This window comes from Shewanella electrica (genome assembly GCF_022321485.1).
Taxonomy (GTDB): domain Bacteria; phylum Pseudomonadota; class Gammaproteobacteria; order Enterobacterales; family Shewanellaceae; genus Shewanella; species Shewanella electrica.
Map to the genome: position 1 here is coordinate 35,850 of NZ_JAKOGG010000023.1, position 24,173 is coordinate 60,022.

Below are 24,173 nucleotides of genomic sequence, written 5' to 3' on the forward strand. Positions count from 1 at the left end.
ATGTGCGTCCTCGTGGCTCAATGCATTAGCTCGACGCCATTGCCAACATTAGATAGAGGCTTTTCCATGAAACTGAATCCTTTGCTGGTGGCCATTGCTGCCAGTGGCCTGTTGCCTGCAGCCTATGCGGCGGCAGATAAAGTCACCCCAATGACGCCAGATGGCGTTGCCAGCTATAACAAAATCCGCCCTGAAGCCGACTACATCAAACGGGTAGAAATGGTGCCAATGCGCGATGGCACTAAACTTTACACCGTCATTTTGATGAAAAAGGGCACCAAGACTGCGCCGATTTTGCTAAGTCGCACGCCGTACGACGCCAAAGGCAGCACCTCGCGTAATACCAGCCAACATATTGCAGAGTTGGTCGATGCGATGGACATCGAGTATGTGCAAGACAATTACATTCGCGTCTACCAAGATATTCGCGGGTTGCACAACTCTGAAGGTGAGTACATTACCAATCGGCCAGTGGTTGGCCCGCTAAATAACACCGGCATTGATGAATCCACCGATGCGTATGACACCATTGATTGGTTGGTGAAAAACGTGGCGGAAACTAACGGCAATGTCGGTATTGTTGGCTCGTCATATCTTGGTTTTACCAGTTTGATGGCGGAGATTAATCCGCATCCAGCACTAAAAGCCGCGGCACCACAAAGCCCGATGGTTGATGGCTGGATGGGGGATGACTGGTTCCACAACGGCGCATTTCGTAATGTGAATATCGGTTACACCGTTGAGCAAAGCACCGCCAAAGCAGAGAGTGCTGGTGTGGCAACTGAACCAATGGATGATTACACGCGCTTTTTGGAAGCTGGCTCGACCGGTGATTTCATCAAAAAATGGGGCTATCAAGACTATCCATTCTTGCGCAAGATGACTGAAAACCCAGCGTACACGGAGTTTTGGTCATTGCAGGCGGTCGACAAAATCCTCGCCAAAGAGCCGCTGAAAGTACCGACCATGTTGATTGTTGGTCAATGGGACCAAGAGGATTCTTACGGCGCACCAGCGGTATATAAAGCGATTGAGCCGAAAGATAAAAACAACGACAAAGTGTCGTTGGTGATTGGCCCGTGGCGCCACTCTGGCGTAAATCACTACGGTTATGAACTTGGCGCGCTGACCTTTACTGGCGATACCGCCAAAGAGTTCCGCGTGAAGTACATGAAACCGTTTTTCGATCATTACCTCAAAGGCGCACCTGATCCAAAAACACCGCCAGTGTTGACCTACAGCACCGGCGTAAATCAGTGGACAGAATCCAGCAAATGGCCAATGGGCGAAGGTAAAAAAATCTACCTGAGTGATAACTTTGGCCTGTCGTTTGATGCGCCAAAAGCCAAGCAAGCGTTTGATGATTATGTGTCTGATCCCGCTAAGCCGGTGCCGTTTATTCCGCGCCCCATCAATATGGATGATTCCAGCCAATGGAAACCGTGGTTAGTGCATGACCAACGTTTTGCCTCAAGCCGTCCAGACGTATTGGTGTACAGCAGCGATGTGCTCGATAAACCGGTGCACATTATGGGTGCACCGCTGGTGAACCTGTTTGCCTCAACCTCTGGCAGCGATGGTGACTGGGTGGTGAAACTGGTGGATGTGTACCCGAATACGACGTCTGAAGGGCATGCGCAAGGTTATGTCGGCCAAGAGATGACCGGCTTTGAACTGCCGTTGGGGATTGAGATCTTCCGTGGTCGTTATGTCCATGGCTTTGATAAACCGGCCGCGTTAACGCCAGACAAAGTGGAACATTATCAGTTTGAACTGCCGAACGTGGATCACGTGTTCCTGCCGGGGCATAAGATCATGGTGCAGGTGCAATCAAGCTTGTCCCCGCTGTATGACCGCAACCCACAAACCTACGTGGATAACATCTTCTGGGCTAAGCCGCAGGATTATAAAAAAGCCACCATCAAGGTGCATCACGATGCTAAAGCGCCATCAAATATCGTGCTGCCGATTGCGAAGTAGTAAGTTCTACCGCGATTAGCTTATTGCGCCAGTCTGATGAGACGGTGTTGCTGAACTAAATCAAGGTCGAGTGAGTATGGTACTTGCTCGACCTTTTGCTTGATTGCCAGTAACGTACCGTTAGCGCTAGACTGCATGTGATGAAATTTTCAGCACAAGGCGAAAGATTAATGACAAGGATAGGGTTGTTGACGCCAAGCAAACATGTGGTTATTCGGGCGGCGATGTTTACGTTAATGGCGAGTGGTTTAGCCGCCTGTAGCTCGGTTACCAGCGTAGCGCCTACAGCGTCGGTGGCTGAACCATTTCAACTGACGGCCAATATTGATAGCTTTGCCGCGGCGCATACCAGTGAACAGCTGGAACTTGCGTTAGCAAATGACGTTAATATCGCGAACGTCAGCGTTGACGCTTCAGTTGTTTATCAAGGCTATCTGCCCAAACCATTTGTCTTTAGTTGCGATTGTTGTCCAGACGGTCCGCCAGTCACCACCTACCAATTCATCGAAACTGGTATTCGCTTTGTGCCGCTGACAGGCGAGACCGAACGCTTAGGTTATTGGCAAGTTATCAGCATGAATGCGGCTGATGTTCCCTTAGAGTAATGACGCGTCACTATCATCTTTAACCTGTGCAGCCTTGTGGCGTTTCTTGGCGGAGTACATATCACCATCAGCGTGTTTCAGCAGATCTTTGATTGAGATATCGGCGTTATCGTACAACGCAAAACCAATGCTTAACGAAGGGATAATTTGATGCTGCTGCCATATCAGTGGTTGCGCTTCCACTTTACCTTTTAGCTTGTCTGCTACGGCGGCAATATCTGTGGTGGTGCGGACTCTTTGCAGCACCACAATAAATTCATCGCCGCCCATCCGCGCCACCACATCATTGCTGCGAACATACGTGCGCAGCAACTGAGCGATATGTTTCAGTAACTCGTCGCCAACATGATGTCCAAGCTCATCATTCACTTTTTTAAAACCGTTTAAGTCGATATTGAGTACGGCAAAGGTGCGTTTGTCGGTTGCTGCTTGGGCGCTCAAGCGATCAAGCAACTGCATCACCATACGGCGATTGGGCAAGTGCGTCAGTTCATCTTGCATCGACACTGTGTGGACATAGCGATAATGACGATACAGCAGGACCAACACAATGAAGGCGAGTAGTGCCGCCGTGCCGCCCATAGCGCGAATGCTAGTGCGGGTCATGAGTACATGCTCTGCTTGGTCGATATCGTAGGTCGCACCAATCAGCCATTCGCCATTTGGAAGCTTTAACGACAACGACACGTCAGCCTGTTCAAATATGGCGGCACTGCCATAAATCACTTTGCCGGTGGGATTGGCGGCATCGTGTTTCATCAACGCAATATGGGCACCATCAATATCGAGCACACCGGTTTCTTGCAACAGCTTGGGATAATCCATCACTACACTGACACAGCCCCAATACTGCTTGTTTTGTGGAAAGTCGGCGAAGATAGGGTAACGGGCAATAATTGCCTGGCCGCCTTGCACTAATTCCAATGGTCCCGCGATGTACACCGTTTGTAACTTACGCGCTAACTCAACGGTACGTAATTGATCTGGGCTGCTACGGAAATCAAAACCGATGGCTTTCTCGTTACCTTTGAGCGGATAGGTGTGCGAGATGATGTTGTTTGGCGCGATACCAACGTTGCGCACATAAAGGGCTTTGTTAAGCAGTTTGGCACCAATGGTATTCCAGTTATCCATGGCAAACTTGGGATCGATGGTTACCACGGTGGCGAGGCTGTCGGCTAGATAGGTATCCATAAAAATGGCCGATTCTAACTTTGAGCGAACTAACGCCAAACGGTCATTGACCGTGGCCTTCTCGGCGGCCATCTGCCGTTCTACAAAGGTTTGTGTGACAAACTCAATGATGACGATCGCAAGCACAACATACAGTGCTGTGAGTAACCAGAGCAGTGTCTTTTGTCGATTCGTAAGACTCAAAATGAGGTGTCCTTTGGCGATTTATACCAACTGCCAGTAGCTTAGAGCTTAGCAGTTCAACCGCGTTATCGCGTTGATCTCCCTTTGCAACTCTTACTGCCTAAGCAGTAAAAATTGCCGCATTTATTCTTGGGTAGCATAACGGCAATTTGAACATAATTAAATTTTTTTATTTAAAATCATGTGATTAATCTGAATTGTTAAAGTTGGCATCCCCTTAGCATTAGTCTAATCACCGCAACGATAAACGAAGCAAGGAGGTTGCTATGTTGGGTTGGACATTGGTTTTCCTGGTCATCGCCCTTGTTGCCGGACTGCTGGGCTTTGGTGGTATCGCTGGTGCAGCCGCAGGGATCGCGAAGATCATCTTCTTTATTTTTATTGTGTTACTGCTGATCTCGCTGGTCGCTGGTGTGTTACGAGGCCGTCCACCGAAACTGTAAAGCGATGTAATTAGTCTGCAACTGAACACATGACAGTCACAAGGAGTCGAACATGAGAAACATTATTCTGTTAATTATTGCTGCCGTGGTAGTTATCTTGCTGAGTGCCACCTTGATTGGCGGCGAGGATAATACTTCAGCGGAAGACATTGGTGAGAAAATTGATAACACCATGACGGATGCAGGTAATGCCGTTGAAGATAAGTGCGAAGAGCTGAAAGAGCAGATGGGTTCGAAAGAAACTAACTGTTAATCTCGCAGCGATTGAGAAAGAGCGACCATCGGGTCGCTTTTTTCTTGCCTGAATATACAACTGCGCAGTATTCGTTTAGACCAGAGTTGACGCATCTGTTGAAAAGACTAGCGTGGTGCATGCCACTTTATTAGCTTGATACGAATTGCGACTAGAGCAGTGCGGTGGGGCGTGTTAGCATCAAGCTCCTCCTCATTTTTAATATTCATTTAATCTATGAGCGCAATCTCCGACGTGGCGGCAGCATCGGCGTCACTCAAAGCTTATCCCGCGTTTTGGCGTTACTGGATCACCCGCTTAAGTTCGGCCTTTGGCTTTCAAATGTTGTCGGTCGCCGTAGGTTGGCAAGTGTATGAGTTATCGGGTGATCCGTTCAGTCTGGGCCTGATTGGCTTAGCGCAGTTTATTCCCTCGGTGTTATTGGCGTTGCCCGCAGGGCACGTGGCTGACCAAGTGCATCGGCGCAATATCGTTATGGTTACCCAAAGTTGCCAATGGATTGCCTTGTTGCTGCTGGTGGGCGGCAGTTGGTTCGGGCTATTAAGTGAATACTGGATTTTGCTGTTGGTGTTTATCATTGGCGTGTTTAAAGCGTTTGAATTCCCTGCATTAAAGTCGATGTTACCCGCATTAGTGCCCGATGAAGTATTGCCGCGGGCGTTAGCGGTGGACTCATCCGGTATTCAAATGGCCAGTATTGCGGGGCCAGCACTGGGCGGCTTGTTATACATTGGCGGGCCGGTGGTGGCGTATGGATTATCCGCCATGTTGTATCTGATTTCGATCATCGCGTTGACTGGGCTGCACTATCGCCATCAAATCCATAAAAAGCAGCCGATGAATTTAGATAACCTATTTGCTGGTGTGCGTTTTATCCGTGCGCGGCCAGTGATCCTCGGCGTGATTTCACTCGACTTATTTGCGGTGTTACTCGGCGGCGCCACGGCGCTGTTGCCAATTTTTGCCAAAGACATTCTGCATACTGGCCCGTGGGGCTTAGGGCTGTTGCGTGCAGCTCCCGCCGTGGGCGCGTTGTTGATGTCATTCTGGCTGGCGCGTCATACCTTGGAGCGTAAAGTCGGTAAGATTATGTTTGCCTCTGTGGCTGGGTTTGGCGTGGCAACGCTAGTGTTTGCGCTATCAACCAACCTGTATCTGTCACTGATCGCGTTATTTGCGTTAGGCGCGTTTGATATGGTCAGCATGGTGATCCGCGGTGCCTTGGTGCAGTTGGAAACACCGGATGAGATGCGTGGCCGTGTGACGGCAGTGAACTCGATTTTTATCAATACCTCCAATCAGCTAGGCGAGTTTGAATCTGGCATGTTAGCCGCTGCATTAGGTGCTGTGGGCGCCACCGTGATTGGTGGTGTGGGCACGTTAGTGGTGGTGGCTGCATGGATGTGGATGTTCCCAGTGATCCGCCAGCGCGAGAAATTGAAAGAGTAACCAGAAAAAAGAAAGCCCCCATTGAGAGCACAGGGGGCTTCCTTTGCTTAAAACGGGTTATTAATGTTTGATGCCCAAGGCATCCAAAATGGTAAAGTGCAAATCGGTTTGGTCAGTCAGTCCCACCACGTTAGCCGCATGTGGACCGTAGGCGGCAATGCGCAGTTGGGTGCCGGTGTGGCCCATGCTGCCCGCTTCAGAGTTACCGTAACTGATACTCATCTTGGCGCCATCGTGGGTTAACAAACCTTGGGTCAGCCCCGGCGCTTCCGCATCGGGATAGATAATTTGCGACGAGTGGGCATGGTCAGCGGTAACAATCACCAGCGTGTTGCCCTGCGCTTTAGCAAACTTCAATGCCACTTGTACCGCTTCATCTAAATCGACAGTCTCACCAATCTGGCCGCAAGGATTGGCGGCGTGATCTTGTTTATCAATGGAAGCACCTTCCACCTGCAAAAAGAAGCCAGCCTTATTTTTACTCAGCAGTTCAATGGCTTTGTCGGTCATCTGCGCCAGTGTTGGAATATCGGCGGTGCGTTCAGGGTTGGGCTTACATACCACAGGATTTTTGGCTAAGTTGCCGTGGTAACTAGCTTTGGGGCCAAGCCAGCGCACCGGCATATTGCCGGGAGCAAACAAACCGAGCAGCGGCGTTTTCTGGTCTGCATTGGTCACCTCGGCCAGTTCCGCTGCGCTAGAGATAAAGTGATAACCACGGTCGTAGGCTTGCTCCATCAAGGTTTTGTCTTGCCAGTCGCCCGCGAGGGCTTTCTCATCAAAGGTTTCGCGGCCGCCACCTAACGTCACATCTGGGCGGGCATTGAGCAGTTGCTCGCTGATCGAGCCTAAGCCGCCACTTTTAAGCGAGGCTTCGGGACATTTCAGCGTGGTGGCACTCGGGCCATAACATTTTCGCTGGGATATATGGGCGTATTCAGCCGCTGGCGTGGCATCTTGGATCTCGGCCGTCGATACGTTACCGGTGGCTTTACCGGCTTTTTTGGCTAACTCGAGCAGGCTAGCTTTGGCGTTGCCATACACATCAACACCGATAGCGCCGTTATACGATTTAGTGCCAGTGGTCCACGCGGTGGCGGAGGCGGCGGAGTCGGTAACGTAGTTTGGCAGGTGGGTATCTTTATCGAGCGAGTAGTGGGTGTACTGGCCGGTGAGCGGCAAGGCATCAATGCCAGCGAAGAAGCCACCAGCACCGCGGGCATAGTTACGAGCGATAGTAATTTCTGAATCACCCATGCCATCACCAATCAATAGAATGACGTTCTTCGCCTGTTTGTTACTGAGTGAGGCTTTTAAGTCGTTGGTAATGTCTTGCTGCATGCGGCGAGCACCGCCCGTTTGGGTTAAATCGCCCGAGGCATGACGGTCAGTCCAATCGGCGGCAATCACCGGAGTGGTCAGTAGTGGCAATAAACAAGCAAGCAGAGTGCGTTTCAAAATGAATCCTATCAATCATGGGGCAATTAGGACGCATGTTAAAAAAGCAATGTGACAGTTAGGTGACGGGGGTAGAGATAGCTTGAGCGGATCTGACTCCCTTAACTTGGGCTAAGGGAGTCAGCATGAACATTTAAGACGCGATTTGTTGCTCAGTGTTGGCTGGTGTGGCTGGCAATGGGGTTACAGCGTCGGCTTGCGGCAGTTTGTGCAGGCGCAAGATTTCACTGGTGTAATTGAGTTCATCAACGCTGGCTTGGCGGTCATTATTCAGTTGGGTGCCATAAGATGGAATGATGGCTTTTAAGCTGTCACGCCATTCACCTTGCACTTGTGCTGGGAACATTTTACCTAATACATCCATGATGATAGGTGCCGCTGTTGATGCGCCAGGTGAGGCGCCAAGCAGTGCGGCTAGGGTGCCATCAGCGGCGGCCACCACTTCCGTACCAAACTGCAATTGACCACCACGACGTTGGTCTTTTTTGATGATCTGTACCCGTTGCCCCGCGGTCCACAGTTGCCAATCGTCTTTGTTGGCGTTGGGGTAATACTTACGCAGCTCGTTGAAGCGATCATCATCGTTCTGTCGCACTTGGCCCACCAAGTATTTCACCAAATTGAGGTTGTCTAGACCGACGCGGGTCATCGGCAAAAAGTTTTTGGTGGTGGTGGAGCGGATCAAATCAAACAGTGAGCCGTTTTTAAGGAACTTGGTCGAGAAGGTGGCAAACGGGCCAAACAGCAGTACATCTTTGCCATCGAGGTAGCGAGTATCAAGATGCGGCACGGACATTGGCGGTGCGCCTACTTCGGCTTTGCCATAGGCTTTGGCATTGTGGTGTTTGACTACTTCTGGATTGTCACAGATCAGAAATTGACCGCCAACAGGGAAGCCACCATAGCCATTGGCTTCGGGAATGCCTGACGCTTGCAGTAGTGGCAGTGCGGCACCACCGGCACCAATAAATACGTGTTTAGCAATGACGGTGCGCTGTTGATGCGTGACAACATCATGCACGGTGATGGTCCAGCTCTTGTCGGCATTTTGCTTAAATTTGCGTACTTCGCTATTCACCCGCAGCATAAAGTTTGGGTGCTGCTGCAAGCTGTGTACTAACTGGCGGTTAATGGCACCGTAGTCTACATCAGTGCCCATACCTGAGCGGGTTGCTGCCACTTTTTGGTCTGCGGCTCGGCCTTGCATCAGCAATGGCGCCCATTGGCTTAACTGCTCTCTATCTTCGGTGTATTCCATGTTTTGGAACAGCGGATGATCTTTCAGTTTTTCATGGCGCGCTTTGAGAAATGCCACATTATCATCGCCCCAAACAAAGCTCATATGGTCAACGGTATGGATAAAGCTTTCAGGATTGCCGAGCACTTTTCTCTCGACTTGATGCGCCCAGAATTGGCGACTGACTTGGAAGGCTTCGTTGACTTTGATGGCTTTATCGATATTGATGCTGCCGTCGGGCATTTGCGGGGTGTAGTTCAGCTCTGCCAGTGCGGCGTGACCAGTACCGGCATTGTTCCAGCCGTTGGAGCTTTCTTTGGCGACGTCATCTAACCGTTCCACCATGAGAATGGTCCAATCGGGTGCTAGCTCTTGCAGATAAGTGCCCATTGTTGCACTCATGATGCCGCCACCAATCAGCAACACATCAACCTGCTCAGGCGCTTGCTGATGGGCGGAACTAAAAAATGATGAAACACTTGCAGGCAGAGGGAGCCTTAAACGTTTTGCTTTTCTCATTTTGATATCGCTCTGTGATTGTTGCACGGCATTTAGTCACTGAGTATCAAAAGTAGGGGAACGCACTCGCTGTCTGTTAGTGAGCGGGAGCATCCTCTGCTCGGCAACATAATTTGGGGTATGCGCCGTAAGATCCGGTGAGACATGCTTGCTAAACTGCCGTTAACTTAAGTGACGGTATATGTTTGAAACACACATTGTCTGCTGAGCTGTTAAGTTAACTTAAGCAACTGAAACTGTGATGTGGCTCAATTTTATGGTTTTTTAGTGCATTGTAAAGGGGGGCCAAAAGTGGAGAAATTGTCCAAATTTATACCGAGTAAATGCTCTATGTTGGTTATTAATCAATAGGTTATGTGTGGTGTGGTGGTGATGCTGTTCACTATTGTATACGACTAACGTCGAGTAATTTTTTTACAGAATTAATAATTGTTGCAAGTTTTTTACAAATGACCGATAGCAAATGAATTTTCTAAGCGGAATTAGTGGTGGCGATTGCCCGCAAACAGTGGGAATTCAGCCGGTTTTGACGTGCTACAGTTAAGGATGTCGGAAAATAACAAGCCCCGCTCAGTAGAGCGAGGCTTGTTTGAATTGGGCAAAAAATGTCGATTACAGTTCGATGTTTGCTACATCTTCTTTCTTCGGCATGGTCACTGCTTCATCACCTGCTGGTGCCGCAGTTTTCGGCGCTTGAGGTGGATGCAGGTGCAGTGTTTCGCTGGTATAGGTCAGCTCGCGCTCAGTGGCTTCGACATTGCCGTTCAGCTTAGTACCGTAAGATGGAATGATCTGTTTCAGCTTAGCATTCCACTCACCAGCTACTTTATCGGCAAACACTTTTTCCATCACGTTCAACATGATAGGTGCCGCTGTTGACGCACCAGGTGATGCACCTAACAGTGCAGCCAAGCTGGCGTCTTTAGACGAAACTACTTCAGTACCAAATTGCAGACGACCGCCTTTTTCAGGATCGTTCTTGATGATTTGTACACGTTGACCAGCAGTCCACAGTTTCCAATCCTCTTTCTTCGCATTTGGATAGTACTTTTGCAGCTCAGCAAAACGGTCATCATCATCCAGCATCACTTGTTGGATCAGGTACTGTACCAAGTTGAAGTTGTCCAGACCGACATTCATCATCGGAATGATGTTGTCGGTAGTGGTTGAACCCAACAGATCCCACATTGAACCGTTTTTCAGGAACTTAGTAGAGAAGGTAGCAAATGGGCCAAACAGCAGCACTTCTTTACCGTCGATACGACGTGCGTCCAAGTGGGGTACTGACATTGGTGGTGCACCAACTTCAGCTTGGCCGTAAGCTTTGTTGACGTGCTGTTTTACCACTTCTGGGTTTTCAGTGATCAGGAATTGGCCGCCCACCGGGAAACCGCCGTAAGCTTCACCTTCTGGAATACCAGACGCTTGCAGCAATGGCAGTGACGCGCCGCCAGCACCAATGAATACAAACTTAGCGTTAATAGTGTGCTCTTCTTCATCGTTAGCTAAGTCAGCCACGGTGATCGTCCAGCTTTTATCTGCGTTTTGGTGCAGTTCGCGTACTTCAGTTTGCAGTTGCAGATCGAAGTTAGCTTTGGTTTTCAGGCTGGCAACTAATTGGCGTGTGATTTCACCGTAGTTTACATCAGTACCAATTACGGAGTGAGTTGCTGCAACCAGTTGCTTAGGATCACGGCCATCCATCAACAGCGGCGCCCATTCAGCGATCTGTTTTGGATCTTCGCTGTAATCCATGCTTTGGAACAGGGTGTTCTTTTGCAGTTCAGCGTAACGCTTGCGCAGGAAGTTAACGTTTTTGTCGCCCCACACGAAGCTCATGTGGTTAACGGTACGGATGAATGATTCAGGATCATGCATCACGTTGTTGTTCACTTGATATGACCAGAATTGACGGCTGATTTGGAACGCTTCGTTCACTTTCACCGCTTTTTCTACGTTGATGCTGCCATCTGGCATTTCAGGAGTGTAGTTCAGCTCCATCAGTGCTGAGTGACCAGTACCAGCGTTGTTCCAGCCGTTCGAGCTTTCTTGCGCTACGCCGTCTAAACGCTCAACCATGGTCATTGACCAGCTTGGCTCTAATTCTTGTAAATAGGTACCTAAGGTAGCACTCATGATGCCACCGCCGATGAGCAGGACATCAACTTGCTGTTCGTCAGCCTGAGCTGGCGTGAATACCGATGCGGCGCTTACCAAGGCCGTGATCAGTGTCAGTTTGACTTTTTTCATAGTGATTAGCTCTGATAGTTATTCAGCGGAGGACACTGCTGTGAGAAAAGCGCGCATCCAGCGCGAACAGGTAGTGGGCGTGGCCCTGATGAACCCCTGTCAGTCTGCGCTGCTTCGGAGTTCGCTGTTCTAAAACGGCGCTAAACTAGCACTGAGACAAAGTGGTGAAAATCTTTGGCAAATTACGAAAGGAAAAGTTGGTTAAGTTAACTTATGTAAGTTATTTTGTGATGCGAATCACTTTTTGTTGGATTTTGTGAGGTCGACCAGTTTGGTTGGCCGACCACTGTGACGGATTACGGGTGCTGTTGCAAGTAATCTAAAGTGAGATTAGTGAGCAACTCTACGCCGAGCGGCATACCCGCATCATCAACACTGAACTCTGGCGTGTGATGCGCGGGGGCTTTATCCGCCGGTAAATCAAGCGGTTTGCCACCAACAAACAAGTACAATCCCGGCACTTCCTCTTGGAAAAATGAGAAATCCTCTGCACCAGTCACTGCCACCGCTTCCTGCACATGCTCACTCCCCGCAGTACGGACTAACGTCGGTAGCATTTTATCCATCAACTCTGGTTGGTTATAGGTGATCGGGTAGCTATCACCATACGGTAGCGTTAGCTCTACCGAGGCGCGCATGCTAGCGCCAATGGTGCTGACTTTACGTTGCATCGCCTCATAAACCTGCGCGCGAGCCGTTGGATTTAAGGTGCGAATGGTGCCTTCCATGGTGACTTCACTGGGGATGATATTACTGCGGTTGCCACCTTGGATCATACCGACTGTGACCACCGCTGCGTTGTCGATAAGCACTAGCTCGCGGCTAACAATGGTCTGCAATGCCATGACGATTTGCGATGCGGTAACGATAGGGTCGACACTGGTCCACGGATAGGCACCATGCGATTGCTGGCCTTTGACCACAATTTTGAACGGGTCGACCGCTGCCATAATGCCACCGTGGCGATATTTCACCGTGCCAACGTCAGTCGCTGCATTGATATGCAGACCAAAAATCACATCCACATCGGGCTGTTTGAGCACACCTTGTTGCACCATCAGCTTAGCGCCGCCTTGCTCACCTACTGGCGCGCCTTCTTCGGCAGGTTGGAAGATAAATTTCACTTGGCCGTGCAGTTGGTCCTTCATCTTGACTAACACGGTGGCTGCGCCCATCAACATTGCCATATGCGTGTCATGACCACAGGCGTGCATTACTGGCACTTGTTGGCCTTTATATTCCGCCGTTACGTTGGAGCGATAAGGCAGGTTGCCGAGTTCTTTAACCGGCAGTGCATCCATATCGGCACGTAATGCCACCACCGGGCCGGGTTTGCCGCTATCTAAAATGGCAACTACACCAGTATGCGCCACGCCGGTTTGTACTTTCAGGCCCAAGCTTTTGAGATATTTAGCCACATATTTTGCGGTGTCGTATTCGCGGTTAGATAACTCAGGATGTTGATGGAAATGGTGACGCCAGTTAATCACCTCGGGCTGTACTTGTTGCACCAACGTTTTAACATCGGCGGCTTGCGCTGACTGAGCGGCACAACAAAAAAGTAAGCTGCTCGCCAGCATAGTTCTGATTTTCATGACATTCCCATTAAGGCCTAAGTTTGTGGCTAAGGCTAACCGAAGCATTAGGTGGCTGTATAGCAAAACGCTAATTAAATGTTGCCAAAATATTACGGCGGTAACTTGTCTGCGAGAATGATGTGAGTGCTGAGTGGGGGCTAGGGGAGGTGCAAACAAGTCTTCGCGACGCTCTGGGTTGGTAAGCCATAGCCGTTCAAGACCGCTAACTGCGGGCATGTTGTAGCATGGCAAAGTTGAAAGTTGGCTAACGCAGCAATGCATGAGCTTACCAATCCCCGTAGGGCGTGGCCTAATTCTAGATCTGCTTTGTGCAAAGTGCTCAATATTCGCGGCAAACTGAGCCTTGCAGCTGAAAGCTGTATGCTCACGCAGAGCACGCACGGGACTTATTCACACTTTCCCTAACTTGCATCGCCAATGTAAGGCGGAGTTCATAGCGTCTAGAGCGAAACATTCTAGCTGTTGACCCTTGTTGGTTGTTTTCTGCAGCTAGAGAGTGATTTAGGCAAGATAGGTGATGTGCCGTGTAGCGATTTTCCACCAACAACCTCTCGTTATTTCAATGCATCGACAGGACAATCCATCATCAACAACAATTTATCCGGATATTGCTGACTCGTTCTCATCCCTTGGGCAATCGCTTCTGCGCCAATATCAGGACTCAGCAAAATGAAATCATCATCATTCGCCAATGGTTTATAGGCTGCGCAATCGACCGAATTTTGAATAGAGATACTGCTGAGATGTAACTGCTTGAGTTGTCGCCAGTCATCGGCTTGAACTTTGTTCAGCACGAGGTTCAACTTGTGATGGGTGAGTTTGTCAAAGCGAGGAACGCTGGATTCGCTAAGCATTAACATCTCCAGTTTTTTTGCATCGGTTAGCGCATCAATATCATGGATTTCGCCACCGATGATGGTTAACACACTCAGTTTTGGCAGTTGTCCTAACCCTTTCAGTGAAATAGGGCCCTGCACACTACATTGCACAAACTCGAGTTTTTCGATCTCGGTAGTACTGTAAATGGCGGCGGAATCATTGATACATTTTTCCATGCCAGCATCGCTAAACTTGAGTTGAGAAATCGGCGTTGCCGCAACCGCGACTGAGTAGCTACTTGCCAGCAAACCTGCGCTAATAAACCAGCCTTTCATCATAAGTTCCTCTTGTTGTGGTGACGACCTTGTCGTTTGCATCAATGTAACGCTACAGCTGGCAAAGCTTAACCAAACCTTACTGAATACTGCTTGAATTGACACGGATGGTTTTAGTCATTTTTACTTGTTTACAAACCTATACATCCAGTTCCCATCACTAGTTTTTTCAAATGTGCAATCTAAAAATATCATATCTTTTGGGGAGCCTTGATAAGTAGCTAGTATTAAAATCTCACTTTTTTTAGGTTGTGTTGAATTGAAATTACTTCCTTTCTCTGAAACTTTCATATTTTTCACTCGAAAGTACGGATACCCTGATACAATTTTATGTAGTTTACTTATTCTCTTATCAAGTTCCATTGGTAGTTTTTTCGGATACTGTTTTTTTAATTCTGGTGAGATGAAACTCATAAGAGTATCGTAATCAGCATTTGCTAATGCATCAATGTATGCGGTGCATTTCTCTTTAAAGATTGGGTCGTTAATATCGTTGGCGTCAAACCCATAGTTGGGCTGCTCAGCGTAGGCAGTTGCACTCATCAATAGCGCACCGGTTATAACCGCTAATATTCCTTTCATTGTTGTTCCTTCCATGGTGAGTCTGTTTTCTTCGTTACCTACTGAGTTACTCATTGGCCAACATCAGTAAATGATGTTGGCACCGATATTTCAATGATAAATATCCATTTAATTTGTTTTCGCTCGGTATGCTGAGTGAGATTTTTTTTCAGAACTATTTGTCATCTACCAGTGAAGTTATATATCCATTTATCATCGCTATTTTTTTTGAAGTGACAACTAATACTAATAGTCCCTTTTGGAGAACCCTCATATGTGGTAACTATTGATACCTTACTTTTTTCAGGATTATTCACATCTATTTTACTTATGTCTTGGCGGATAGAGATATCTATTAGTTTAAAATAAGGATATTTTGCTAGCATTTTTTTGTGTTTGCTAATTCTTCGCTCTACTTCTTTTGGGAACTTATCAGGGTAATTTTCCATAAACTCAGGGGGAGCAAAACTGGCAACTGTATCGGCATCGGCATTGGTTAGCGCATTAGTATATGCGGTACATTTCTCTTTAAAGATTGGGTCGTTAATATCGCTAGCTTCAAAGCCATAGTTGGGTTGCTCAGCGTAGGCAGAGGCACTCATCAACAGCGTTGTAGCAATAACCGCTAATATTCGTTTCATTGTTGTTCCTTCCATGGTGAGTCCGTTTTCTTCGTTACCTACAGAGTTACTCATAGGCCAACATCAGTAAATGATGTTGGTGCCGATATTTATCATTGAAATATCTATTAGGTGTAGTTCTACTTGATATGACAAGTGAGCTTATTCATGTGTTTTTCCTGTAAAACTATAAATCCATTTGTTATTGTGGTTTTTTATAAAAAGACAGCCAATTCCAATTGTCCCTTTGGGGGAAACCTCATACCATGTATTGACTACTACCATGCTGTTTTGAGGTGTTTTTACATCTATTATACTTTCATTTTGGAGGACAGATATTTGTTTTAGTTTAAAATAAGGATATTTTGCTAGCATTTTTTTGTGCTCATTAATTCTACGCTCTACTTCTTTTGGAAACTTATCAGGGTATTTTTCCATAAACTCAGGGGGGGCAAAACTGGCAACTGTATCGGCATCGGCATTGGTTAGCGCATCAGTGTATGCAGTACATTTCTCTTTAAAAATTGGGTCGTTAATATTGCTGGCTTCAAAGCCATAGTTGGGCTGCTCAGCGTAGGCAGTTCCACTTATTAACAGCGTTGTAGCAATAACCGCTAATATTCCTTTCATTGTTGTTCCTTCCATGGTGAGTCCGTTTTCTTCGTTACCTACTGAGTTACTCATCAGCCAACATCAGTAAATGATGTTGGCATTGATATTTATCATTGAGATATCTATTAGGTGTAGTTCTACTTGATATGACAAGTGAACTTATTCATGTGTTCTTCCTGTAAAACTATAAATCCATTTGTTATTGCGGTTTTTTATAAAAAGGCAGCTAATCCCAATTGTCCCTTTGGGGGAACCCTCATACAATGTATCGATTACTACCATGCTGTTTTGAGGTCTTTTTACATCTATTTTACTTTCATTTTGGCGGATAGATATTTTTTTTAGTTTAAAATAAGGATATTGCGCTAGCAATTTTTTGTGTTTGCTAATTCTACGCTCTACTTCTTTCGGAAACTTCTCCGGGTAATTTTCCATAAACTCAGGGGGGGCAAAACTGGCAACTGTATCGGCATCGGCATTGGTTAGCGCATCAGTGTATGAGGTACATTTCTCTTTAAAGATTGGGTCGTTAATATCGCTAGCTTCAAAGCCGTAGTTAGGTTGTTCGGCGTGGACAGTGGCACTCATCAACAGCGTTGTAGCAATAACCGCTAATATTCCCTTCATTGTTGTTCCTTCCATGGTGACTATGTTTTCCCTATTGCGCTATCGAGTTAGAGATAAAATATCTGCTTGATCCTACTATCTGGATGGTAATTGTACATTAGCTGTTTTCATCAGTGGTTATTTATTGCACTAAGTTTGGCTGTGGCGCTTGGCGGCGCCACAGCACGTTAACTTACCTTCTTCGGTTAGCTTCACGTTGCTTTTGTGCTTCAGCCATTCGAATATTTTCTAGTGCTTCTTGTACTTCATAAATCTTCACTGCAACGTCCATATTGTCTAATGACATGGTGGCTTTGAGATCTGTTTTAACACCATTTTTTATATAGGTTGCTAATGATTGATACTCTTTCAGGCTTGGTAGTAAGGCGAGAATTTTTTTGACTTGTTGCTCGGTTTTACCCGATAGATAAGCTGTCAACGCCATGGACTGAATTGTTGAATCTAACGTGAAATGAATGGTTTTATTTGAAGGCAGTGCAATAGCTTCTAATAGTCGATTATAACCTTTGACATCAATCGATACACTACTAGGAGAGCTTCCTTCAAAGAGATAATCCATACCATTAATGGTTGATATATCCTTGTAATGGCCACTTGTGAAACCAACCGTAAATGGTCCTGATACATTGCGATAGGCATCAGGCATGGTGACTTTTATCTTCATGTGGTGGCCTACCCAGATATTGGTGTAGCGACTTTGACCATAGATGTTGGTCAGATATGCTTGGCCGCTCATCGCATCGTGAGGCACCACAAATTGTGCGGTCTTGAGTGAGGTCAGCTTTAGTTGCACTAACGATGTTCCCCAGCTAATTTTGATATCACTAAGTAAGTTATCGCCCGTTACCGTGACGGTATCTCCCGGTGAGACACTTGATGGCTTTAGTTCATAAAGCTGTGGTGATTCATTACGTAGTAGTTTTACACGCACATCGTTACTGCGTTTGCCATTACTGACGATAGACAAGTCAAACTCTTCGCCGCCAAGATCGATATCTGCATAATCTGGCATGATAAATTTCAGCGTTTCTTTGTCAGTTGGGGTCGCTTTAATATTTACTGGTTTCCCATCGTTGCCCCGTTTGTTCAGTACCACTATCACTTCTGAATTTGGCAAACTCTTACCAGAAATGACTAGCGGCTTATTGGCCATTGCTACGTTAGCACGAGCATCGCCATGGGCTGTGGTGAAGAGGGCTCCATATAGTTCTAATGAACTATCGTATGGTGGTTGGCCGAGGGCATCGTCATTGATGTCGAGTATACGATCACCATCATCATCCACATCAGCATAGTTCGGTACGCGGTCGCCATCCGAGTCGATGTATGCGTTATTCGGGTTATCCAATAGGCCATCATTATCGCTGTCGGTGTCAACAAAGTTGGGTAATAGGTCGGCATCCTGATTACCGGTGCCTTCAACACGGTCAGGAATGCCATCACCATCGCTGTCATCATCAAGCCAGTTAGGAATACCATCGTTGTCGGCGTCGAGTAGGAGTTCAGTTTGGTTGATGAAGACATGGAATTCGTTGCCATCGAAAATGCCATCTCCATCGGTATCTTGCAACTTAGGATTCATGCCTAACGCGAGTTCTATATCATCAGCTACACCATCGCTGTCTCGGTCGATAAACGCGTCAATCGTGTAAGTAAAGCGCTTATCTCCATGAGCGTTAACGTCAGATACGCTGAGGTTATAAGTACCCGGTCTTTTGAGTCTGAAACCGGGGGTGAAAAAATACGTTTTACCAATACGGCCGACATTGGCGACAGCTGTTGATGAGCCCTCTAAAACGTTACCGTGATCATCTATCAGTGCCATTATTGGTTTAAATTTGGGCTCATCTTTAAACAGGATAAAGGTGATAGACAGCTCGCTGTCCAATTGTTCTTGGGTGATAGTGAATTTGAAGTCGTCAATATCCACTGGCGTACCAATGACACCGCTGACTCTAAACGGGATACCACCGACCACAGTGGCCTGACCAACGTTATTATTAAATTCCTTTTCTTTAATGGTGGGCAGTCGGCCGCGATTGGGATCAAAAGGGAAGTCATCTAGTTCATCAGGAACGCCATCGCCGTCTTCATCAGGGTTTTCCCAAGTGCCAACCTGAGTATTGTTTTGACTGTTTCCTTTGGTGTCGGTTCGCGCTAATGCGCTATTACAACTTGCGCTTACCACAACTGCGGCAAGTAGTAGCACAAGGTACTGCTTATTTTTCATTTATCATGTCCTTATGATGCTTTATGTAAGGGCGTTTGCATCCGCATTAGCCCTTAATATTATGTGTTTCCATACATACGATAATTTAACTCATGAGCGAATTATCTACTTAAAAACTATTTGCCAGGTGTTATCTTTCAGACGTTCAAAGCCACAACCTTCAGATATTCCTGATTTTTCTGCTGCATATCTAAGGGATACTGCGGCAATATTTTTGTCAGGTTTTATCATATTTTCCATCTTTACAATACGTATGTAATCAAGCTTGTAGTCCGCCTGTTGCATCTCCTTTTGTCTCTTCGCTATCATTTTATCTATCATGTTTTGTAAACGCTCTCCAAATTTCTCTTGCAATTTTGGATCGACAAAACTCAATAGTTTCTGTTTATCGCCATCGACTAGCGATTGTTTATAAGCTAAGCATTTCTTAACGAAGATAGGGTCTTGGTTATCTGTTGCGTTAAAGCCAAAGTTTGGCTGCTCGGCATGGGCGGTGGCACTTATCAATAGCGCACCAGTCATAACCGCTAATATTCGTTTCATTGCTAGTTCCTAATGTTTAATCTAACTCTCATTTTTATGGTGTTCTAGTTAGCAAATCGTCAATACCTAGTTGCTCTTTAATTTTTTTTGAATAGTGTAAATTAATCCTGCAACGTCAAGGTTGTTAATAGCAAAAGTTTTTTCTGGATCATTTATACCACTACGCACGTAGCTAGCCAGTTGTTGATAGGCATCTATAGTCGGTAATTTAACGCGGGCTTCACGAATTTGTTGCTCAGTTTTGTTATAAAGATAGCCAGTGAGAGCCATTGCTTCTATGGTTGAGTCGAGTGTTAATGCAACACTTGTGTCTGATGGCATAATGATGGCACGTAAAAGAATGACATTATCACTATTACTGACCAGCACAGTGTCAGGTGATGAAGCTTCAAACCGATAGTCTGTACCATCAATATCTGTCAAGTTAGTATATGTTTCTTCTATGAATGATACATGGAATGGACCTGTGAGATTTAGATATTCATTCGGTACCGTAATGTTTAACGCGACCGGTCGACCAACCCAAAGGTTAAGGTAACGTGACTCACCATATTGGTTAGACAAATAGGCGTAGCCGCTAACAGCATCATCAGGTACTGCAAAATTTGCAGAATATTTTGATGTAACATTTAGTTTTATATTTTTTATTCCCCAATTGATTTTTGTACCACTAACAAAGTGCTCACCGGTTACCGTAATCGTATCACCTGGGGTGGCATTGGTGGGTGATAGCTTATAAAGCATAGGTGTATTGTTATCGAGTAATTTAACTCGTAATTCATTGGTGCGTTTGCCATCTGCGACTACAAATAGGTCAAATTCTTCGCCTCCTAGCGCAATATTGGCAAAGTCAGGAATTACTATTTCAAGGTTATTGCTATCAGTTGGAGTTGCCTTAATATTTACGAGCTGGCCGTTATTTCCACGTTTGTTTAAAACGACAAAAACTTCGGTTTTTGGCAGGTTTTTCCCTGAAATGGTTAACGGTAGGTAAGCCATTGCTTGGTTAACTAAATCGTCACCGTTATTGGTGGTAAAGCTAGTTGCTGACAGAGTGACATTGCTATTAAGCATTAGTGGTGTCAGTGGATCTGGGTCATTACTATCAATCAATAAATCGCCATCATCATCCACATCGGCATAATTGGCGATATGATCGCTATCTGTATCAACTCCAAGCTGATCAATACTATCGTTAATACCATCATTATCACTGTCGGTATCAACAAAGTTGGGTAATAAGTCGGCGTCTTGATTACCGGTACCTTCGGCACGGTCTGGAATGCCATCTCCGTCGCTGTCATCATCTAGCCAGTTAGGAATTCCATCGTTGTCAGCGTCGAGCAGGCGCTCCGTTTGGTTGATAAATACGTGGTATTCATTACCGTCTAATATTCCATCTCCATCAGTATCTTGCAACTCAGGATCCATCCCCAAGGCGAGCTCTTGTTCATCAGCTACGCCATCGCGGTCTTGATCAAGAAAAACGTCAATGGTGTAGGTAAAGCTATCGGCACCATTGGCATACTTATCCGAAACGCTGACGTTATAATTACCAACGTTTTTGGGGATAAAGAAAATCGTTGCTCCGATTCGACCGGTATTATCAATTGCTAATTGTGATGACTGTACGACACTACCATTGTCATCCAATATTGTAAGAATAGGGGTAAACTTTGGATCATCTTTGTAAAGCACTACACTGATGTATTTTTGTGCCTCCACTTGGGCTCTGCTAATCGAAAATTTAAAATCATCAATGTCTACTTCTTTATCAATAACCCCACTAATACGGGCTGGAATGCTATCAACGATATTGGCTTGACCAACGTTATTGTTGAATTCTTCTTCTTCGATGGTGGGTAGTCGGCCGCGATTGGGATCAAAAGGGAAGTCATCTAGTTCATCAGGGATGCCATCGCCGTCTTCATCAGGGTTTTCCCAAGTGCCAACCTGCGTATTGTTTTGGCTGTTTTTGTTGGTGTCGGTTCGCGCTAATGCGCTATTGCTACTTGCGCTCACCACAACTGCGGCAAGTAGTAGCACAAGGTACTGCTTATGTTTCATTTATCATGTCCTTATGATGCTTTATGTAAGGGCGTTTGCATCCGCATCAGCCCTTAATATTATGTGTTTCCATACATACGATAATTTAACTCATGGGCGAGTTATCTATTATTAATTAGCGTTTAGTTAAACTCTATTTCCCAAGTGTTATCTTTGCGGTGTTTAAATATGCAACTGTCGGTTATTCCACTGAGTGCTGCACTATAGTTAATAGATACTGCTGAAATGTCTGCGTCAGGTTTTATCATTTTTTCTGTTTTTACAATATGTATATCATCAATCTTATAATCTGCGTTTTTCATCATTTTTTGCCTTTTTTCTATCATTTTATCTATCATGTTTTGTAAACGCTCTCCAAATTTCTCTTGCAATTTTGGATCGACAAAACTCAATAGTTTTTGTTTATCGCCATCGACTAGGGCTTGTTTATAAGCGAGGCATTTCTTAACGAAGATAGGATCTTGGTTATCTGTTGCGTTAAAGCTAAAGTTTGGCTGCTCGGCTTGGGCAGTTGCGCTCATCAACAGCGTTGTAGCAATAACTGCTAATATTCCCTTCATTGTTGTTCCTTCCGTGGAGAAACCGTTTTCTTCGTTACCTACTGAGTTACTCATCGGTCAACATCAGTAAATGATGTTGGCACTGATGTTTATCATTACAATAACTATTTAATTTAGTTTTACTCAGTATGATAAAAGAGATTTTTCATTAGAAATTTTTGTTATCTATCTGTGAGTGAAATTATAAATCCATTTATTATCGCTGTTTTTTAAAAAAAGACAGTTAATTCCAATTGTCGATTTTGGGGAACCCTCATATAATGTATTAATTCCCACCAAGCTTTTTTCAGGGTTGTCCACATCTATTTTACTTATGTCTTGGCGTATAGATATTTTTTTTAGTTTAAAATAAGGATATTTTGCTAGCATTTTTTTGTGCTCATTAATTCTACGCTCTACTTCTTTAGGAAACTTATCAGGGTATTTTTCCATAAACTCAGGGGGGGCAAAACTTGCTACTGTATTGGCATCGGCATTGGTTAGCGCATCAGTGTATGACGTACATTTCTCTTTAAAAATTGGGTCGTTAATATCGCTAGCTTCAAAGCCGTAGTTGGGCTGCTCTGCGTAGGCATTGGCACTCATCAATAGCGTTGTAGCAATAATTGCTAATATTCCTTTCATTGTTGTTCCCTCCATGGTGAGTCTTATAAGCGCTCCTGCACTTTAAAATCTATTCACAACTAGTACAAATAATTTCCTTAATTGTCATGATGTTTAGCATGCCCGCAACCGAGGGCATGCGACTGTGATAGAGATTATAGTTTAACCAATGTTCTACCAGTGACTTCGCCTTTGATGATTCGGGCGGCGTATTCCGGTACTTGGGCCAGTTCGATGGTGGTGCATGCCTGTTGATAGAAACTGTCTGGCAGCAGTTGCATTAGGCTTTGCCATGCTTGTTGGCGCCGCGGTAGTGGGCAGTTAACTGAATCTATACCGAGTAAATTAACGCCACGTAAAATAAACGGCATGACGGTGGTTGGTAAGGCCGCGCCGCCAGCTAAACCGCAAATGGCAGCGACGCCACCGTAATGGATTTGGCTGAGGGCGGTGGCCAGCACTTGATTACCGACACTATCGACCACGGCAGCCCAGCGCTGTTTTTCTAACGGTTTGGCGGGGCGATCTAGCTCGGCACGTTCAATCACGCTTGTGGCGCCGAGTTGGGTTAATAGCTGATGGTTCTGTTCGACGCGTCCGCTGCTGGCACAGACTTGATAGCCCAATTGTGAGAGCAATCTGACGGCAGTGCTGCCGACGCCACCACTGGCGCCTGTTACTAATATTTCCCCTGTATCTGTCGGTATGTTGGCATCAAGTATCGCTTGTACACACAGCATTGCGGTGAGGCCTGCGGTGCCAATCATCATCGCCTTGGCGGCGTCACAGTTAGCGGGCATTGGCACTAACCAATCGGCATCGACGCGCGCAACTTCGGCCATGCCACCCCAATGCGTTTCGCCCACGCCCCAGCCCGTAAGAATGACTTTGTCACCCACTTGATAGCGCTTATCGGCTGATGAGAGAACTTCGCCGGCAAAGTCGATGCCCGGGACCATAGGGAATTGGCGGATAATCTTGCCGGTGCCAGTAATCGCTAAACCATCTTTATAGTTCAGCGAGCTGTGACTCACTTTGACAGTAACATTGCCTGCTGGCAGTTGCGCGTCGGTGATATTGCCAATGCTGGCTTGGGTTTTGCCATCGTGCTGTTCAAGTATCAATGCGGTATACATGCGTGCTCCTTTACGGCGGATGATCAGCTACTTTCAGGCATTTACCTTACGCGAGCGATTAGTGGCAATAAACCTCGACTTTAGCCGAGTTGATAAAATGTGCAGCTAAGCACTATTAGCGATGTGTGAATGGGTGTGAGGTCACATGGAAAGCAGCTGTAAGCGTTAAGCGGTAAGTTGTAACACTTCAGTCGCGGGATGCGAGTATCGAGCTGCAGAGCAGAGCAGAGCAGAGCAGAGCAGAGCAGAGCAGAGCAGAGCAGAGCAGAGCAGAGCAGAGCAGAGCAGAGC

General features: G+C 46.3%; 21 protein-coding genes. 5 read left to right on the forward strand and 16 right to left on the reverse strand.

The features are described from left to right. The first annotated feature begins 66 nt into the window (after positions 1 to 66). Together L9G74_RS19320 and L9G74_RS19325 are read left to right on the forward strand one after the other, a co-directional pair. Positions 67 to 1,980 (forward strand): CocE/NonD family hydrolase, encoded by a 1,914-nt coding sequence (locus tag L9G74_RS19320; protein ID WP_238898413.1) that lies wholly within the window; start codon positions 67 to 69, stop codon positions 1,978 to 1,980. Positions 1,981 to 2,150: 170 nt separating this feature from the next. After that, positions 2,151 to 2,585 (forward strand): hypothetical protein, encoded by a 435-nt coding sequence (locus tag L9G74_RS19325; protein WP_238898414.1) that lies wholly within the window; start codon positions 2,151 to 2,153, stop codon positions 2,583 to 2,585. Here L9G74_RS19325 and L9G74_RS19330 read toward each other — a convergent pair. Next, positions 2,577 to 3,962, reverse strand: coding sequence for a diguanylate cyclase (locus tag L9G74_RS19330; RefSeq protein ID WP_238898415.1), 1,386 nt, complete (start codon positions 3,960 to 3,962; stop codon positions 2,577 to 2,579). The two genes, L9G74_RS19325 and L9G74_RS19330, sit on opposite strands and share 9 nt — an antisense overlap. Positions 3,963 to 4,228: 266 nt before the next feature. On the opposite strand from L9G74_RS19330, the gene L9G74_RS19335 reads away from it, so the two are divergent. From L9G74_RS19335 to L9G74_RS19345, 3 genes are all read left to right on the forward strand, one after another. Continuing rightward, positions 4,229 to 4,405 (forward strand): DUF1328 family protein, encoded by a 177-nt coding sequence (locus L9G74_RS19335; protein ID WP_238898416.1) that lies wholly within the window; start codon positions 4,229 to 4,231, stop codon positions 4,403 to 4,405. Positions 4,406 to 4,457: 52 nt separating this feature from the next. Next, positions 4,458 to 4,658, forward strand: coding sequence for a hypothetical protein (locus tag L9G74_RS19340; protein WP_238898417.1), 201 nt, complete (start codon positions 4,458 to 4,460; stop codon positions 4,656 to 4,658). A gap of 216 nt (positions 4,659 to 4,874) precedes the next feature. Further along, positions 4,875 to 6,107 (forward strand): MFS transporter, encoded by a 1,233-nt coding sequence (locus tag L9G74_RS19345; protein ID WP_238898418.1) that lies wholly within the window; start codon positions 4,875 to 4,877, stop codon positions 6,105 to 6,107. A gap of 60 nt (positions 6,108 to 6,167) precedes the next feature. Here L9G74_RS19345 and phoA read toward each other — a convergent pair whose 3' ends face one another. From phoA to L9G74_RS19420, 15 genes are all read right to left on the reverse strand, one after another. Then, positions 6,168 to 7,565, reverse strand: coding sequence for an alkaline phosphatase (phoA, locus tag L9G74_RS19350; protein WP_238898419.1), 1,398 nt, complete (start codon positions 7,563 to 7,565; stop codon positions 6,168 to 6,170). A 133-nt stretch (positions 7,566 to 7,698) separates the two neighbouring features. Continuing rightward, a complete protein-coding gene (gene mqo / locus L9G74_RS19355) occupies positions 7,699 to 9,321 on the reverse strand; it encodes a malate dehydrogenase (quinone) (protein ID WP_238898420.1) in 1,623 nt (540 codons plus the stop codon). A gap of 612 nt (positions 9,322 to 9,933) precedes the next feature. Then, the gene (gene mqo / locus L9G74_RS19360) at positions 9,934 to 11,571 is read right to left on the reverse strand and encodes a malate dehydrogenase (quinone) (RefSeq protein WP_238898421.1); all 1,638 of its coding nucleotides are present in this window, start codon (positions 11,569 to 11,571) and stop codon (positions 9,934 to 9,936) included. 296 nt (positions 11,572 to 11,867) lie between these two features. Then, positions 11,868 to 13,166, reverse strand: coding sequence for an amidohydrolase (locus tag L9G74_RS19365; protein ID WP_238898422.1), 1,299 nt, complete (start codon positions 13,164 to 13,166; stop codon positions 11,868 to 11,870). A gap of 557 nt (positions 13,167 to 13,723) precedes the next feature. Beyond that, the gene (locus L9G74_RS19370; protein WP_238898423.1) at positions 13,724 to 14,326 is read right to left on the reverse strand and encodes a leucine-rich repeat domain-containing protein; all 603 of its coding nucleotides are present in this window, start codon (positions 14,324 to 14,326) and stop codon (positions 13,724 to 13,726) included. A gap of 120 nt (positions 14,327 to 14,446) precedes the next feature. Next, positions 14,447 to 14,959 (reverse strand): hypothetical protein, encoded by a 513-nt coding sequence (locus L9G74_RS19375; protein ID WP_238898424.1) that lies wholly within the window; start codon positions 14,957 to 14,959, stop codon positions 14,447 to 14,449. A 107-nt stretch (positions 14,960 to 15,066) separates the two neighbouring features. After that, positions 15,067 to 15,579 (reverse strand): hypothetical protein, encoded by a 513-nt coding sequence (locus tag L9G74_RS19380; RefSeq protein ID WP_238898425.1) that lies wholly within the window; start codon positions 15,577 to 15,579, stop codon positions 15,067 to 15,069. Positions 15,580 to 15,666: 87 nt separating this feature from the next. After that, complete coding sequence (locus L9G74_RS19385; protein WP_238898426.1) at positions 15,667 to 16,134, reverse strand: hypothetical protein; 468 nt, start codon at positions 16,132 to 16,134, stop codon at positions 15,667 to 15,669. A gap of 141 nt (positions 16,135 to 16,275) precedes the next feature. Further along, a complete protein-coding gene (locus L9G74_RS19390) occupies positions 16,276 to 16,743 on the reverse strand; it encodes a hypothetical protein (RefSeq protein WP_238898427.1) in 468 nt (155 codons plus the stop codon). Between the two features lie 172 nt (positions 16,744 to 16,915). Next, positions 16,916 to 18,973 carry an IPT/TIG domain-containing protein gene (locus L9G74_RS19395; protein ID WP_238898428.1) on the reverse strand — a complete coding sequence of 686 codons (2,058 nt, stop codon included), beginning with the start codon at positions 18,971 to 18,973 and terminating at the stop codon, positions 16,916 to 16,918. A 105-nt stretch (positions 18,974 to 19,078) separates the two neighbouring features. Then, positions 19,079 to 19,516 carry a hypothetical protein gene (locus L9G74_RS19400; protein WP_238898429.1) on the reverse strand — a complete coding sequence of 146 codons (438 nt, stop codon included), beginning with the start codon at positions 19,514 to 19,516 and terminating at the stop codon, positions 19,079 to 19,081. A gap of 66 nt (positions 19,517 to 19,582) precedes the next feature. After that, complete coding sequence (locus tag L9G74_RS19405) at positions 19,583 to 21,583, reverse strand: IPT/TIG domain-containing protein (protein ID WP_238898430.1); 2,001 nt, start codon at positions 21,581 to 21,583, stop codon at positions 19,583 to 19,585. Positions 21,584 to 21,705: 122 nt separating this feature from the next. Beyond that, the gene (locus tag L9G74_RS19410; RefSeq protein ID WP_238898431.1) at positions 21,706 to 22,197 is read right to left on the reverse strand and encodes a hypothetical protein; all 492 of its coding nucleotides are present in this window, start codon (positions 22,195 to 22,197) and stop codon (positions 21,706 to 21,708) included. Positions 22,198 to 22,308: 111 nt separating this feature from the next. Further along, positions 22,309 to 22,767: a hypothetical protein gene (locus L9G74_RS19415; protein ID WP_238898432.1), complete on the reverse strand. Its 459-nt coding sequence runs from the start codon at positions 22,765 to 22,767 to the stop codon at positions 22,309 to 22,311. A 134-nt stretch (positions 22,768 to 22,901) separates the two neighbouring features. After that, positions 22,902 to 23,882: an MDR family oxidoreductase gene (locus tag L9G74_RS19420; RefSeq protein ID WP_238898433.1), complete on the reverse strand. Its 981-nt coding sequence runs from the start codon at positions 23,880 to 23,882 to the stop codon at positions 22,902 to 22,904. Positions 23,883 to 24,173: the final 291 nt, after the last annotated feature.